This window comes from Reyranella sp., assembly GCF_052439685.1.
Classification (GTDB): Bacteria; Pseudomonadota; Alphaproteobacteria; order Reyranellales; family Reyranellaceae; genus Reyranella.
In genome coordinates, this window is sequence record NZ_JBQVQG010000013.1 from 48413 (window position 1) to 62503 (window position 14091).

Genomic DNA, 14091 nt, shown 5'->3' on the forward strand with positions numbered 1-14091 from the left:
CAGCAGTGACGGAGCGCGCTCTGCAATCGGTGGGCCAATCCCTAGAAACCTTCATGCGCCTCAGATGCGGAATGATGCCGCCGTAATGCTAGGGTAATCGACATGAGTGAAATCGGTACCGGCCTGCAAAACGCATCAGGCATCCGCGCCGCCATAGAGCGAGCGGGTTATGCCTTCGTCGAAGCCTCCGACATGCGGACGGCCCTCGCCCGCTTCGGGTCGCTCGCCGACTGGCCGGCTTTCGCCGAGAGCTGGAACGATCTCGAAGTCGACACCTACATGGGCGACGGCGGCCGCTACCGGAAGCGCCGCTTCGGCGTCTACGCGGCCGAGCGTCAGGGCGCCATCGAGCGCGGCCCCCACCAGCCGCACTATCAGGGGCTCAGCTACAACAATCTGAATGGCGGCATCGAACGCTGGTTCAAGCCGGTGACCGAGGAGATCGGCGGCGGCGAGTCGATGCATACGATCCTCGAATACTGTCGCGCCCTGTTCGGTCGCCTCGTACCCGAGGCGAATAAGTGGCACATCGAGGTCCATCAGTTCCGCATCGAGGCCAAGACCGGCGAGGCCGGCAAGCCGACGCCCGAGGGCATGCACCGCGACGGCGTCGACTATGTGCTGGTGCTGCTGATCAACCGCCGCAATATCGCCAGCGGCACCACCACGGTGCACGATCTCGACAAGCGCGCGCTGGGCAGCTTCACCCTCACCGACCCGCTCGATGCCGCGCTCGTCGACGACTCCCGCTGCTATCATGGCGTGACGCCGGTCGAGCCGGAGAACCCGGCCCTGCCCGCCTACCGCGACGTGCTGGTCGTGACTTTCAAGAAGAAGCCGTAGCCCTTCCTGTTAGATGGCGGCCAATTTGAAGCTGCCAAAGGTGCAGCTTACCGCGAAGATCGGGACCGGCTCGCAGAAGTCGACCGTCCCCTTCGCGCCCTTCGCCGCGGCGGCCGCCGCGATGAACGTCCTGATCTCGAAGCCGCCCTGCCCGGCTTCGCGATAGGTTTCGGCGTCTGTATAGGACAGCAATGCCTCGCGGTCGTTGGCCGACCAGCGTCGCAGGAACTCGCGGTCCCATTCCTGATTGATCTTTCCTGAATCCGGCGTGGCCGGCCAATGCGAAAGGCCGCCGGTGCCGATCAGCGCAATGCGTTCCGGGACGGCGTCCGCCGCACGCCTGAGCGCCTCGCCGAAGGCCCAGGCGCGGGCCAGCGGGGCGAGTGGCGGGCCCTGGCAGTTGATGTTGGCCGGCACGATCGGCAGGTCGTAGTCAGGCGTCAGGAAGTGCAGCGGCACGGAGATGCCATGGTCGAACTGCCATTCCTCGGCATAGGCCACATCGACCGTCTGCATGACGTTCTCGATCAGCCGGCGCGACAGGGCCTTGTTGCCCGGCACCGTCGTGCGCTTGATGCGCAGGAACGCCTCGTCCTCGATCGGGCCGTGGTAACCGTCGGCCATGCCGATCGCGAAGGCCGGCATGTTGTTCATGAAGAAGTTCGCGAAGTGCTCGGCCGCGATCACCACCAGCGCATCGGGTCTGGTGGCGCGGATATCGTCGCCCATGCGGCGGAACGCGCTCTCCAGCGCCTGGCGCGTCTGGGTATCGGCACGCTCGGCGCGGCCGGTCATACCCGGGGCATGGCTGCAGGCGCCGCAATAGACCAGGGGCATCAGCGAGCCTCCCGTTCGGCCTTGAGGCGCGCCTCGTGCGCCTCGACGCCCTCGTAACCGGTGGCGGCATAGACGCCTTCGCGCACCGGGCCGTACTGCTTCAGCCCCTGCCGCATGCGCTCGAGATAGTCGGTCCACTCGATGCGATGCAGGGCCGCGAAGTGCATCAGGAGCTGGCCGTTGACGCCCAGCACGTAGAGAAGCCCGATATCCGGCTTCTCCAACGCACCGATCTCCTCCTGCGTGAGATCGTATTCACGGAGCACGGCGTCGCGCTGCTCGACGTAGCGCTGCCGCATGCGCGGATCGCGGTTGAGCTGATAGATCAGCTTCTGGACCTGGTAGAGGCTCATCCCCAGCCCTCCCGCGCCCCCGGCCGGGGCTGCTAGCCGCCGCTGCCGATGGTTACGCCCGCATCGGCGATGATGGTCTGGCCGGTGATGAAGGCTCCGGCCTTGGCGGCCAGCATCACCGCAATGCCGCCGATATCGTCCGGCTCGCCGATACGGCCGAGCGGGGCGCTCTTGAGGCGGACGGCGAGATACTTCTGGTCGTCCCACAGCGCCTTGGCGAAGTCGGTCTTCACAAGGCCCGGCGCGATCGTGTTCACGCGGATATTGTCCTTGCCGTACTCGACGGCGAGGTTGCGCGCGAGCTGCATGTCGGCGGCCTTGGAGATGCCGTAGGCGCCGATCACCGGGGTGCCGCGCACGCCGCCGATCGACGAGACGATGATGATCGAGCCGTCCTTCTTGGCGCGCATGTCGGGCAGGCAGAAATTGATCAGCCACATGCTCGACAGGATGTTGTTATGCATCACCTTCATGAACACGTCGTCCGGCAGCTTCTCGTTCGGCCCGTAATAGGGGTTCGAGGCGGCGTTGCAGACCAGGATGTCGACCGGCCCGAGTTGCTTGCGAGTCTCCTCGATGAGCTTCTCGCACTGCGCCTTGTCGGAAATGTTGCAGGGAATGACGATGGCTTCGCCGCCGGCCGCCTTGATCTCCGCCGCCGCTTCCTCACACGCCGGCGCCTTGCGGCTCGACACCACGACCCTGGCGCCCTGCAGCGCGAGGTGGAGCGCGATCGACTTGCCGATGCCCTTGCTCGAGCCGGTGACGACGGCGACCTTGCCGGTAAGGTCGAAAAGCGGCGATGCCATTGAGCTGTCCTCCAGAAGATTTCAGCCTCTTCTGTGGCATGAACGCAAGAAATCGAAAACCCCCGCGCCCATGGTCCTGAGCGTTCACGAAGGCCTGATTTGCGGGCGAGAAGGTCGCGACCTTAGCTTGGCGAACAATCCAACAGGAGTTCACGATGCGCCTTACGACCAGGATCGGCGCCGTCCTTGCAGGTCTCCTTGCTCTCCCCATCGTTGCCGTCGCTGCCACGATCGGAGGCAACTATTATGCGCCGCAGTACGACTATCGGGAATTCTTCGCGGCAACGGACGGCAAGAACTTCCCGGTCGTCCTGGCCGGCACCGCATTCCCGGGCGTCGATCCCGCGGTCGTGGCGCGCGACCTCTTGCCGGCGATGCAGCAGGCCAAGCCCCGTCCTGCCCTCACCTTCACCTACGATCGGCCCAGTCCACCGCCAAGCCCGGACTACCGGCTGGTGCTGGTGTTCGACCCGGCCAACAATCTCAATGCAGATCCCGTCTGCGCCGGCGAGCCGCCGCGCTTTCAGCCGGGCAAGCCGGGTCGCTTCTACGTCTACGCAATCTACTGTCGCAACGCGCAGGCCCTCTCCTTTACCACCGCATGGACGCAGGCCACCGGCCCGGGCGATCCGCGCATCGAACGACTTTTCCGAGAGCTGTTCATGGTGGTTTTCTCCGATCAGCAGCAGCGCTTTGCCCAGGCGGATCCCATCTGGATTCCGTGAATCGCTGGGCGCGCTCTTGAAGGGCTTCCGCTGAGGCATCCCTTTTCAGTCCCCAGCGTTGTATGGCTTGCGTGGCATGACATGTCTCAGACACGAATTTCTGCGGTGGGCGCGCATATGTTGCCTCGCTGCCCTGACGTCGGCCGGCATCGCAAGCCTGTTTCCGCGCACTGCCGAGGCGCGCGCCGGCAAGATCGCGCTCGCCGTCACCGGAGACGAGCGCATGGCGTCGGACCTCCGGGAAGTTTCGGAAGACTTTCAGAAGCAGCAGCCTTTGACCGGCGACGCGTTGGGCATCCTTCAGGGCGCTCAAGCCGTTACATCCCAGTTCAATACTGCACTGCGGTCGCGCGGGTTCTATGACGCGACGATCAACGCCACGATCGAGGGAAAGCCGATTGCCGATGCTTCCGCCCTGGAGGCGCTGGAGGCGCGGCCCGACGCCGACGAGGTTACGGTCGACATCACGATAAATACCGGCCCGCGCTTCCGCATCGGCTCCGTCGCCATTCGTCCCCCCGGAGCGCAGCAGTCCCTGCCCGGCGTCGACCGCACGGAACTCGGCATCGCCCCCGGCGATCCGGCCGACGCAGCCGCGATCATCGCCGCGCAGAACAAGCTTTTGGACGAACTGCGCAAGCAGGGCTACGCGCTGGCTACCATCAAGGACCGCGAGGTCATCATCGATCACGCCACGCGCGAAGCCGAGGTGACCTTCGTTGCGCAGCCCGGTCCGCTTGCCAAGATGGGCCCAGTGCGCTTCACCGGAACCGAGAAGGTCGATACGGTCTGGCTGCAGCGCCGCGTCCCGTTCAAGGAAGGTGACCCGTACTCGCCGGCCAAGGTCGAGGAGCTGCGCGGGAAGCTCACCTCGCTCGGCACTTTCAACGCGGTGCGCCTGAAGCCCGCGACGGAACTCGATGCCAACGGCGAGCTCCCGATCGAGGCCGAGTTGACCGACCGGCTGCAGCGCTCGTTCGGCTTCGGCGCGAGCTACGAAACCCAGCTGGGCTTCGCGGTCGAGGGCTTCTGGGTCCACCGCAACCTGTTCGGCCAGGCCGAGAGCCTGCGTCTCTCCGGCGAAGTCAATCACATCGGCCAGGGCTACGCGATCCTCGACACCGGCTTCGCCTTCCGAGCCGCTTTCCGCAAGCCCGACTGGTGGCTGTCGGGACAGGATCTGCGACTGGAAGCGGCGGCGCTGAAAGAGGTCGTTCCCGCTTATACGAGGAAGGCCGCTACCTTCTATGGCGGCTTCGATCGAACCTTCTCACCGCGTTGGCAGGCCCGGCTCGGCTTGGCGGCCGAGATCTCCGACATCACCCGTGAGGGCTTGACGCAAAGCTATCGTCTGCTCGGCCTGCAAGGGACGGTGCTCTACAACCGCGCCAACAGCGACCTCGACCCGACGCGCGGCTATCGTATCGAGTTCAATGCCCAGCCCTGGATCGACACCGGACCCGGCGGCGACTTCTTCACCATCCTGCGTCTGACGGGCCGTCACTACTGGGACATCGCCGAGCCGGGTCGCACTGTCCTGGCGACCCGGGCGTCGTTCGGCACCGAACCCGCCAGCAGCATCGCCGGCATCCCGCCCGACAAGCTGTTCTATGCCGGCGGCGGCGGCTCCGTGCGCGGCTTCGTCTATCAGACCGCCGGACCGCTCGACGCCTATGGCAACCCGCTGGGCGGCGCGAGCGTCGTCGAGGCCAACGTCGAATTGCGCCAGCGCATCGGCAAGGCGTTCGGCGCCGTGGCCTTCGTCGATGCCGGCAGCGCCTACCCTGATTTCCTGCCCAACTTCTCGCAGCTGGCCCCGCGGGTCGGCGCCGGCGTCGGCATTCGCTACTACACCGACTTCGGGCCGATCAGGGCCGATGTCGGTGTCCCACTGAACCGCCGGCCAACCGATCCGCCTTTCGGCATCTACGTCAGCTTGGGACAGGCCTTCTGATGCGCGCACTCCGCATCACAGCCTATGCGCTGGCTGCCGTCTTGGCGCTGCTCGGCCTCGCCTTCGCAGGAATGCAGACCACCCCCGGGAAGCGGCTGCTCGCCAAACTGGCTTCCAGTCTCGCTTCCTCACCCGGTCAGCAGATCCAGATCACAGGTATCGATGGTCTCGTGCCGACCGACCTGCGGGTGGAGCAGATCGAAATTTCGGACCGCACGGGTCCGTGGCTGCGGGTCGAGGACGCCCGCGTATCGTGGTCCTTCGCGTCGCTCCTGCAGCGCCGGCTGCAGATCGACCTTCTGTCGGCCGCGAAGATCGGGGTGCTGCGCGCGCCGCAGGACGAAAAGAAGGAGAGCGCATCCGCCGGCGGCGGCCTCCGGCTTCCCGTCGACATCGATCTGCAGGCACTGCGCATCGACGACCTCCACCTTGCGGCTGCCCTCGGCGGAGTCGACTCGCATTGGAAGATCAGCGGCCAGTCCGCCGTCGCTCGCGACCTCGGGGAGATCAGCGCGAAACTCGCGGCCGATCGTCTTGAAGGGCCGAAGGGCACCCTCACCGCCGACGTCCGGCTCGAACGAGCGCCTCGCAGGATCGCCGCCGACATCACGCTCGACGAAGCGTCCGGGGGCATCGTCGCCGCCCTCATGCAGCGCCCCGACCTGCCGGAAATCTCGCTGAAGCTCTCGGCACGAGGCGATGAACGCGAAGGCACGGCCGAACTGACGGCCAAGGCTGGTAATGCGGCGACTGCGAAGGGCGATCTGCAGTGGATGCCTGATGGCAGCGAGACCGGTTTCCAGGCCGCTCTCGACGCCGGCCCGATCGAGGTCCCCGCACAGGGCGTGGCCTGGAAGGGTCTGCATCTGGAGGCCGATGGTAAGCTTACCGGCGCGGTGCGTATCCGGGGCCGCGTCGAGGATCTGAAGCTGGCGACACTCGATCCCCGCCTGCCGCAACCGGGAACCGTCACGGTTGACGCAACCGCGGCAGATCTTGCTTGTGAAAAGATATCGATTCGCTCGTTTGAAATCGCCACGTCGCTCGTGCGCGTGAAAGGCGACGGCGACTACACGCCCTCGGCGGACAAGGGGGAAGTGCGCGCCACCCTCGATCTTCCCAGCCTCGAGCCGCTGTCCGCCTTGGCCGGCCGTGCCTTGGCTGGCAAGGCACAGGTCGAGCTCACGGCGGGCATCGACAAGGGCAACCTCTCTGCCCGCTGGCAGGGCCGCATCGACGGGTTCGGAGCGCCTGACATCCCGCCCGGGCTGGTGGCTTCCGTCAACCTGGCCGGAAACGCCACCCTGGCCCCGGACGGCAACTGGACGATCCGGGACGCGAAGCTCGGCAGCGACACCGGCACGCTCACTGTGACGGGTCAGGGCCACGAACAGGCAGGAACACTGGATCTCGACCTCGACCTGCCCCGACTGGCCGTCTTCCGCGCGGGGGTAGAGGGCGCTGCCACCGCGACGGCCCACCTCGGATTCGGCGGTCCCGAAACCTCACTGAAGCTCGGCATCAAGTCCCGCGACGTGGCCTACCAGGGCATCACCTCTCGGCGCTTGAGCCTCGACACATCGGTGTCCCTCGCCGCCGACGGCAAGCTTGCGGGGAACGTCCAGGCCCAGGGCGTGGTGGCGGATCAGCCGCTTTCGCTGAATGGGCGATTTGCGTATGACGCGGCCGCGGGTCTCTCAGTGCCGGACTTGCAGGGCCGCTGGTCGACCGCCGTTCTCGACGTGACAAATCTTGTCATTGCCCAAATACAAACGACCGGTCGTGCGCGTCTGACCGTCACGCAGCTCAAGGATGTCGAGGCGCTGGCCGCGCTCGGCCTCGAAGGCTCTCTTGTTGCCGAGGTAACGGCCGATCCCAGTGCTCCCGCGGGCCGGCTCGACGTTTCGGTGAAAGGCACTGACCTTGCCGGCCAGGGTGTGGCAGCCGGCACACTCCAACTTACGGGATACATCGAAGATCCGGCTGGTCGCGCCGCCACCGACCTCACCCTCGAAGCGGCCCGCCTGCGCGGCGTTGGTGGGCTTTCGACCCTCAAGGCGACGGCCAAGGGGGATCGCCCGAGCGGCATCGACGTCAGCCTGCGGGGGGCCGGCCCGGAACTCGCCGCCGATCTCGCCGCGAAGATCGAATTCCTGTCGGAAGAAATCCGGGTCGCACTGTCCCGATTCACCGGCCGCTACCGGGACATCCCCCTCGGTCTCAATGCGCCGACGAAGGTGACCGTGGCTGGTGCGCGCATCGTGATCGATCCCACGAACCTGCGCGTGGGTGGCGGCCGGGTTGCCTTGCGCGGCACGCTCGATCCCGTGGCAAGCGACCTGCAGGCCGATATCGCCGGGCTGCCGCTCGCCCTCATCGACACGTTCGCTCCCGGGACCGGCCTCGAGGGCACCTTGCAGGCTAAGGTCCGTGCGACCGGCGCCATGGCGACGCCGAGACTCGAGGCCAGTTACAGTGCGGCGGGGGTGCGGGTACGCCGCCCCGATGCGGCGTTGATCCCCGCCCTCTCGTTGCAGGGCACAGGCTCCCTCGTCGGTCAGCAGGTGAGCCTCGATGCCCGGGTGACGGCTGGCGGCAGCGCAAACTTGACAATGAAAGGCACCGGGACACTCCCACGAGGATTCGGGCCTGTCGCTGCCAGGATCGCGGTCGGCGGCTCGATCGACATCGCCCCCTTCACGCCCCTCCTGGGTAACGATGTCCGGAACGTCACCGGTCGCCTCAGGCCCAACCTGACGGTTACGATCAACGGTTCGCAGGTGGGCGGCACCGGCACGATCGACTTCGAGGGCGGCGCGCTGGCTCTGCCGGAAGCGGGGCTGAAGCTGAGTGGCGGCCAGGGTCGCCTGGTCCTGCAAGGCGAAATGCTACAGGTGCAGCGTCTGACCTTCCGGGCGGGCACGGGCACCGTGAACGGCAGCGGCTCGATAAGCATCGATGCCGAGCGCGGGCTGATCCTCGACCTTGGGCTGGCGACCCAGCGTGCCCTGCTGGTCAGCCGGCCCGACATGGTCGCCACGGTCTCCAGCACCCTGAAGATCACCGGCGCCACCTCGTCCGGCATCGAGGTCTCCGGGCCCGTGACGATCGACCGTGCGGAAATCTCGGTTGGCGGCGGTCAGACCGCGTCCTTTCCGACCCTCGACGTCCGTGAGATCAACAAGCCGGGCGCGCCCGCCACACGATCCGCGCAGGGCCGGGCGTCCCCCAAGGCCCCGCCTCCGCCGGACGCCACACCGATCTCGCTGGCGCTCGATGTTCGGGCGCCGCAGGCAATCTTCGTCCGCGGTCGGGGCCTCGACGCCGAAATGAGCGGGCAGCTCACCGTCACCGGCAGTCCGAGCGCACCCGCGGTGATCGGCGGCTTCACGATGCGGCGCGGCACGTTCAGCCTGGGCAGCCGGCGCTTCACCTTCTCCAAGGGCATCGTGACCCTCGACAACCTCAATACCATCGATCCACGCCTCGACTTCCTGGCGACGACGACGGCCAATTCCGCCACCATCGGTGTGGCCATCACCGGAACCGCGCGCGAGCCCAAGCTCGAGATCACCTCCACGCCCTCCATGCCTCCGGATGAGGCGATGGCGCTGCTGATCTTCGGCAAGCCGGCCTCGCAGCTCGGGGCCTCGGAACTCGTCCAGGTCGCCCAGGCGCTTGCCGAACTGGCAGGCCAGTCGCCGGGTGAGGGCGTGTTGAGCCGTCTGCGCAAGGGGCTGGGGCTCGACCAGTTGAGCATCGGATCCTCGTCGTCGTCGTCGCGCGGTGGTGAGCCGTCGGGGGGCGTGGCCAGTGGCGTATCCCTCGAAGCCGGACGCTACGTGGCCCCCGGCGTGTATGTCGGCGCCCGACAGGGAGCCGCCGGCAATTCCAGCCGGGGCGTGGTGCAGCTCGATGTCTTCGACAACATCAAGGTCGAGGGCGACATCGGCGCTAATTCCACCGGCCGAGTTGGGGTGAAGGCGGAGTGGGACTACTGATCCGGACGACGGAAAGTTCTTTCTGCATGGCATCGGAACTTCCACGAGGGTCGCGCGTTTAGCCCTCGGACGGACCCACCGTGGGTTTAGATCCGAAAATCGAGGGAAACCATTCCATGCTCAAAAAACTCCTGGTCGTCGCCGCGGCGACATTCCTGTTGGGCGCTTGCGCGTCGGAGCCGCCTCCGCCGCCTCCTCCCCCGCCGCCGCCGCCGGTCCAGGCGCAGACCTTCATGGTCTTCTTCGATTGGGACCGCTCCAACCTGACCGCCCAGGCCGTCGATACGGTCCGGCAGGCCGCGCAGGCCTACAAGACCCGTGGTAGCGCCAACATCGTGGCGACCGGCCATACCGACACTTCCGGCTCGCCGCAGTACAACATGGCGCTCTCCCTGCGCCGCGCGAACTCGGTCAAGGAACAGCTCGTCCGCGAGGGCGTGCCGGCGACCGCCATCACGGTCAATGGCCGGGGCGAGGAAGGCCTTCTCGTGCAGACCGGCCCCAATGTCCGCGAACCGCAGAACCGCCGCGTCGAGATCGCGGTGGGCGGCCAGACCACGGTCAGCACCGTGTTCTCGGACCCGCGCTCGTACTGCAAGGCGCTGAGCGACAAGTGGCGCCAGTATCGCACCTCCGTGATCGAGCCGCGTGAGGCTGCCGCGATGGCGAAGTGCGAGCAGGGCGACTACGCCGCGGGCATCCCGGTGCTCGAGGACGCGCTGATCGGCGTCAAGATCCCGCTCCCGGCCCCCGGCTATCGCTGGCCCGGCCGTCCCATCGGCCCGGCCTAAACCCCGGTCCGATCGACAACGGAAGGCGGCCCCTCGCGGGGCCGCCTTTTTCGTTGTAGGCAGACCGGATGTTCGACGGCGACCTTGCCTCCTTCCTCGGTTTCATTCGCCAGCATGGCGATGCCGTCTACAGCTTCCTCGCCGTTTACTCGATGGCCAACAGTCTGCTGCTCGCGCTGTTCGCAGGCTATGCCGCGCAGGCCGGCGCGCTGGGCTACGAACAGGCGCTGGCAGCCTGCTGGGTTGGCACGTTCGTGGGCGACGTCCTGCGCTTCTGGGTTGGGCGGCGCTTCGGCACCCGCTGGCTGCGCGGCATCCCGCGCCTGCAACGCGCCGTCGAGGCGGCGGCGCGGGTGGCCGACCGCCATCATTCTTGGATGATCCTGATCCACCGCTATCCGCGCATCATCCGCAACGTCGCGGGATTCGCCTATGGGGCCTCGACCCTGAGCTGGCCGCGTTTCCTCATCCTCAATTTCATCGCGGCGGGCCTGTGGGCCACGCTCGCCGTCTCGGCAGGCTACGGCTTCGGTTTCGTCTCCGAAAAGACCATGACCGATGCCCTGTCGGTCTTCGGCATTGCCATGCTGGTGGCCTTCCTGGGGATCGGCTGGTTCCTGACGCGACGTCTGGAGCGTGTGATGGAGCGCAACTAGGATGAATCCCTTCTGGAGCCGGATCGCTCGCGAGCTGTCGCCCTACACGCCGGGCGAACAACCACGCATCGCCAACCTCGTGAAGCTCAACACCAACGAGAGCCCGATCGGCCCCTCACCTCGCGCCGAAGAGGCGATGCGGGCGGCGGCCTCCGATTCGCTGCGGCTCTATCCCGACCCGGAGGCCGGCGAACTGCTTCAGGCGCTGGCCGATCATCACGGCGTCAAGCGGGAGCAGGTGTTCGTCGGCAACGGCTCCGACGAGGTGCTGGCCCACGCCTTCGCCGGACTGCTGAAACAGGACAGGCCCCTCCTCTGCCCGGACATCACGTACAGCTTCTACCCGGTGTGGGCGCAGCTCTTCGGCATCACCCTGGAGACCGTACCGCTCGACGAGGGGTTGGGCGTGCGCATCGAGGACTATCGCCGCGATCCCGGGGCGATCGTCATCGCCAACCCCAATGCCCCGACCGGAATCGCCCTGCCGCGCGCCGCCATCGCCCGGCTGCTCGACGAGCACGCCGACATTCCGGTCCTGATCGACGAAGCCTATGTCGATTTCGGCGGCGAGAGCGCGGTGCCGCTGATCGCCGATCATCCAAACCTGCTGGTCGTGCAGACCATGTCCAAGTCGCGCGCCCTGGCCGGCCTGCGCGTCGGCTATGCTCTGGGCGATGCGGGACTGATCGAGGCGCTGCGCCGGATGAAGGACTCCTTCAATTCCTACCCGCTGGGCCGTATCGCCCAGGCCGGCGCCATCGCCTCGGTGCGCGACGATGCCTGGTTCCGCGAGAGCTGCGCCCGGATCGTGGCGACACGCGAGGCGATGACGCGCGATCTGGCGGCGCTGGATTTCGTCGTCCTGCCCTCCAGCGCCAACTTCGTCTTCGCCCGTCATCCCTTTTTGGGCGGTGCCGAATTCGCCGCCGCCCTGCGCGATCGCGCGATCCTGGTCCGGCACTTCGACAAGCCTCGATCGGCACCGTACATGCGAATCACGGTGGGCTCGCCAGAAGACGTGCGGAAGCTCACCGCGGCGGCAGCGGATGTCCTGAGGAGCCGTTAGAATGCCTTTGGAGTACGACGGATTGCCGCCAGCATGATCACCCGACGACTGTCTCTTCTCGCAGGCGCCACGGCTGGCGTGCTCGGCACGACCGGCACGGCGACCGCTCAGGAAATCCGCGTGCTGGACTCGGCACCGAAGGCCGACGCGGTGGTCGGTCAGCGCAGCAGCGCCTTCTATGTCCGCTTCAACCGGCCCGTGGACCACCAGGATTCTCGCCTGACCATCAAGCAGGGCGGCCGCATCATCGAAGTTCTGCAGCCGCGCCTGGAATCGACGCCGGACGTACTGTTCGCCAGGGCGCCCACGCTGCAGCCGGGCCGCTACAGTCTCCACTGGATCGTGGGCGGCGATCCAAAGGCCGACGGCGAGATCCCCTTCACCGTCGGCAACGACTGAGGATCAGTCGAACAGCTCGCGCAGGACGCGGCCGGTGGCCGTGATCGCGAGCAAGGTCGGCACTTTCAACACGGCCTTCACAGCGGCCTTTGTCGCGGGCCCGTAGCTCATGCAGTCGAGCGCCACCAGGTCGGGCTTCGTCGCGGCCAGGCGGCCGGCCACTGCGACCGCCTCTTCAGGCCCGGCACTCGGCACGAGCGCCTCGACCGTCACCGACACACCGTTGCGCGCCCACTTGGTGGCGAGTTTTTCGCCCTGCTCGGCGAAGGGCACCAGCAGACCCAGCCGTCCGCGCGGCAGCAATCCTTCGGCGATGCCGCTCAGCACCCGCGACGGGAAAAGGACGCCGGCATCGCCTTCCATGGCCGGGAACTCGCCCGTGCAGGCATAGACGATGGCATCGCAGCCGTCGGCGCGCAGCTTCGCCAGCGTGCCCGGTGAGCGGGCGATCACGGCCTGCTTGGAGATCTTCACGTCGCGGCCGCCGCGCAGGCGCGTGTAGAGCGTGTCGGCGCCGTTGAGCGGCGGTAGCGTGTCAACTTCCTCGTCGCTCAAGCCATCGAGTGCGCCACGCAGGATTACCTTCGTGCCGGCCGGCGCCTGGGCGGCAAACAGCTCGACGATGTCGTCGCGCGGCGCCTGTCCGATGGTGACGATGCCCAAGGTACTCATGGTCAGCCCTCCAATGCTACGGCGTCGGCGTCGTTCCAGGCGAGCCCCACCGCATCGCCCGGCGCCCGCGAGGCGCGCTCGCCGGCATGTGTCTCGCGCACCAGCATCGAGGAGCCCGTGGTCGGCCGGACGCGCAGCAGCGTCGATCCGCCGAGATAGTTTGCCGTCTCGACCGTTCCGGCGAGGCGCGCGCCATTGGCGGCCACGAGCCGGATCTTCTCGGGTCGCAGCGCGCGGAGCGGGCCGCCCTCCTCCAGGATGTTGATCTCGCCGATGAAGTCGGCGACGAAGCGCGTCCGCGGCCGCTCATAGATTTCGGTCGGCGTCCCGACCTGCTCGACCTTGCCGCCGTTCATGACGGCGATACGGTCGCTCATGGCCAGCGCCTCCTCCTGGTCGTGGGTGACGAAGACCAGCGTGACGCCCAGGCGCTTCTGCAATTCCTTCAGTTCGAACTGCATCTGCTGGCGCAGCTTGCGGTCGAGCGCACCCAGCGGCTCGTCGCAGAGGAGTACCGGTGGCTCGACGACCAGCGCGCGGGCGAGCGCCACGCGCTGCTGCTGTCCGCCCGAAAGCTGGCCGGGCTTGCGCGTCTCGAAACCCGTGAGCGCCACCTGAGCCAGCGCCGCCGCCACCCGCCGCTCGATCTCCGGCTTTGGGACCTCGCGCATGCGCAGTCCGAATGCCACATTCTCCGCCACCGTGCGGTGCGGGAACAGCGCATAGGACTGGAACACCATCCCCATGTCGCGCCGGTGTACCGGCAGGTCGGTGATATCGCGGCCGCCGACATGGACGCGGCCCGAATCGGGGTGCTCGAAGCCCGCGATCATGCGCAGGCTCGTCGTCTTGCCACAGCCAGAAGGCCCCAGCAGCGAGAAGAACTCGCCGGCGGCGATGTCGAGCGTCACCCCGTCGACGGCCAGTACGCGGCCGTCGAACGTCTTGGTCACCTGGTCGAGTTTGATGGCCGCGGAGGTCACGG

The 14091-nt window shown here is 67.1% G+C and carries 13 protein-coding genes; 8 read left to right on the plus strand and 5 right to left on the minus strand.

Annotated elements, in window-relative coordinates:
• Positions 1-102: 102 nt before the first annotated feature.
• Positions 103-843: a 2OG-Fe dioxygenase family protein gene (locus ACT6UX_RS17435; protein ID WP_444776414.1), complete on the plus strand. Its 741-nt coding sequence runs from the start codon at positions 103-105 to the stop codon at positions 841-843.
• Between the two features lie 9 nt (positions 844-852).
• Here the strand turns inward: ACT6UX_RS17435 and ACT6UX_RS17440 are convergent, their stop codons facing one another.
• The 3 genes from ACT6UX_RS17440 to ACT6UX_RS17450 are packed head-to-tail and all read right to left on the minus strand — an operon-like array spanning position 853 to position 2842.
• Complete coding sequence (locus ACT6UX_RS17440; protein WP_444776415.1) at positions 853-1680, minus strand: hypothetical protein; 828 nt, start codon at positions 1678-1680, stop codon at positions 853-855.
• Positions 1680-2033, minus strand: a complete 354-nt coding sequence (locus ACT6UX_RS17445) for a hypothetical protein (protein WP_444776416.1) — start codon at positions 2031-2033, stop codon at positions 1680-1682. Before ACT6UX_RS17445 ends, ACT6UX_RS17440 begins: the two co-directional genes overlap by 1 nt.
• 32 nt (positions 2034-2065) lie before the next feature.
• Positions 2066-2842 (minus strand): SDR family NAD(P)-dependent oxidoreductase, encoded by a 777-nt coding sequence (locus ACT6UX_RS17450; protein ID WP_444776417.1) that lies wholly within the window; start codon positions 2840-2842, stop codon positions 2066-2068.
• Between the two features lie 155 nt (positions 2843-2997).
• On the opposite strand from ACT6UX_RS17450, the gene ACT6UX_RS17455 reads away from it, so the two are divergent.
• The 7 genes from ACT6UX_RS17455 to ACT6UX_RS17485 all read left to right on the plus strand — a co-directional run bounded on the left by ACT6UX_RS17455 (position 2998) and on the right by ACT6UX_RS17485 (position 12434).
• On the plus strand, positions 2998-3567 hold the full coding sequence (locus ACT6UX_RS17455; RefSeq protein WP_444776418.1) for a hypothetical protein: 570 nt from the start codon (positions 2998-3000) through the stop codon (positions 3565-3567).
• A gap of 76 nt (positions 3568-3643) precedes the next feature.
• A complete protein-coding gene (locus ACT6UX_RS17460; protein WP_444776419.1) occupies positions 3644-5521 on the plus strand; it encodes an autotransporter assembly complex protein TamA in 1878 nt (625 codons plus the stop codon).
• 41 nt (positions 5522-5562) lie between these two features.
• On the plus strand, positions 5563-9522 hold the full coding sequence (locus ACT6UX_RS17465) for a translocation/assembly module TamB domain-containing protein (RefSeq protein ID WP_444776420.1): 3960 nt from the start codon (positions 5563-5565) through the stop codon (positions 9520-9522).
• A gap of 116 nt (positions 9523-9638) precedes the next feature.
• A complete protein-coding gene (locus ACT6UX_RS17470) occupies positions 9639-10313 on the plus strand; it encodes an OmpA family protein (protein WP_444776421.1) in 675 nt (224 codons plus the stop codon).
• Between the two features lie 68 nt (positions 10314-10381).
• Positions 10382-10969: a DedA family protein gene (locus ACT6UX_RS17475; RefSeq protein WP_444776422.1), complete on the plus strand. Its 588-nt coding sequence runs from the start codon at positions 10382-10384 to the stop codon at positions 10967-10969.
• Between the two features lies 1 nt (position 10970).
• Positions 10971-12035, plus strand: a complete 1065-nt coding sequence (locus ACT6UX_RS17480; protein ID WP_444776423.1) for a pyridoxal phosphate-dependent aminotransferase — start codon at positions 10971-10973, stop codon at positions 12033-12035.
• 33 nt (positions 12036-12068) lie between these two features.
• On the plus strand, positions 12069-12434 hold the full coding sequence (locus tag ACT6UX_RS17485; RefSeq protein WP_444776424.1) for a copper resistance protein CopC: 366 nt from the start codon (positions 12069-12071) through the stop codon (positions 12432-12434).
• 3 nt (positions 12435-12437) lie between these two features.
• Here ACT6UX_RS17485 and ACT6UX_RS17490 read toward each other — a convergent pair whose 3' ends face one another.
• Together ACT6UX_RS17490 and ACT6UX_RS17495 are read right to left on the minus strand one after the other, a co-directional pair.
• Complete coding sequence (locus ACT6UX_RS17490; RefSeq protein ID WP_444776425.1) at positions 12438-13106, minus strand: AroM family protein; 669 nt, start codon at positions 13104-13106, stop codon at positions 12438-12440.
• 2 nt (positions 13107-13108) lie between these two features.
• The gene (locus tag ACT6UX_RS17495) at positions 13109-14089 is read right to left on the minus strand and encodes an ABC transporter ATP-binding protein (RefSeq protein ID WP_444776426.1); all 981 of its coding nucleotides are present in this window, start codon (positions 14087-14089) and stop codon (positions 13109-13111) included.
• Positions 14090-14091: the final 2 nt, after the last annotated feature.

What these genes read in the sequence shown, in the direction of transcription:
- ACT6UX_RS17435 (WP_444776414.1), top strand. Translation starts at nt 103, where the DNA reads ATGAGTGAAATCGGTACCGGCCTGCAAAACGCATCAGGCATCCGCGCC.
- ACT6UX_RS17440 (WP_444776415.1), bottom strand. Translation starts at nt 1,680, where the DNA reads ATGCCCCTGGTCTATTGCGGCGCCTGCAGCCATGCCCCGGGTATGACC.
- ACT6UX_RS17445 (WP_444776416.1), bottom strand. Translation starts at nt 2,033, where the DNA reads ATGAGCCTCTACCAGGTCCAGAAGCTGATCTATCAGCTCAACCGCGAT.
- ACT6UX_RS17450 (WP_444776417.1), bottom strand. Translation starts at nt 2,842, where the DNA reads ATGGCATCGCCGCTTTTCGACCTTACCGGCAAGGTCGCCGTCGTCACC.
- ACT6UX_RS17455 (WP_444776418.1), top strand. Translation starts at nt 2,998, where the DNA reads ATGCGCCTTACGACCAGGATCGGCGCCGTCCTTGCAGGTCTCCTTGCT.
- ACT6UX_RS17460 (WP_444776419.1), top strand. Translation starts at nt 3,644, where the DNA reads ATGACATGTCTCAGACACGAATTTCTGCGGTGGGCGCGCATATGTTGC.
- ACT6UX_RS17470 (WP_444776421.1), top strand. Translation starts at nt 9,639, where the DNA reads ATGCTCAAAAAACTCCTGGTCGTCGCCGCGGCGACATTCCTGTTGGGC.
- ACT6UX_RS17475 (WP_444776422.1), top strand. Translation starts at nt 10,382, where the DNA reads ATGTTCGACGGCGACCTTGCCTCCTTCCTCGGTTTCATTCGCCAGCAT.
- ACT6UX_RS17480 (WP_444776423.1), top strand. Translation starts at nt 10,971, where the DNA reads ATGAATCCCTTCTGGAGCCGGATCGCTCGCGAGCTGTCGCCCTACACG.
- ACT6UX_RS17485 (WP_444776424.1), top strand. Translation starts at nt 12,069, where the DNA reads ATGATCACCCGACGACTGTCTCTTCTCGCAGGCGCCACGGCTGGCGTG.
- ACT6UX_RS17490 (WP_444776425.1), bottom strand. Translation starts at nt 13,106, where the DNA reads ATGAGTACCTTGGGCATCGTCACCATCGGACAGGCGCCGCGCGACGAC.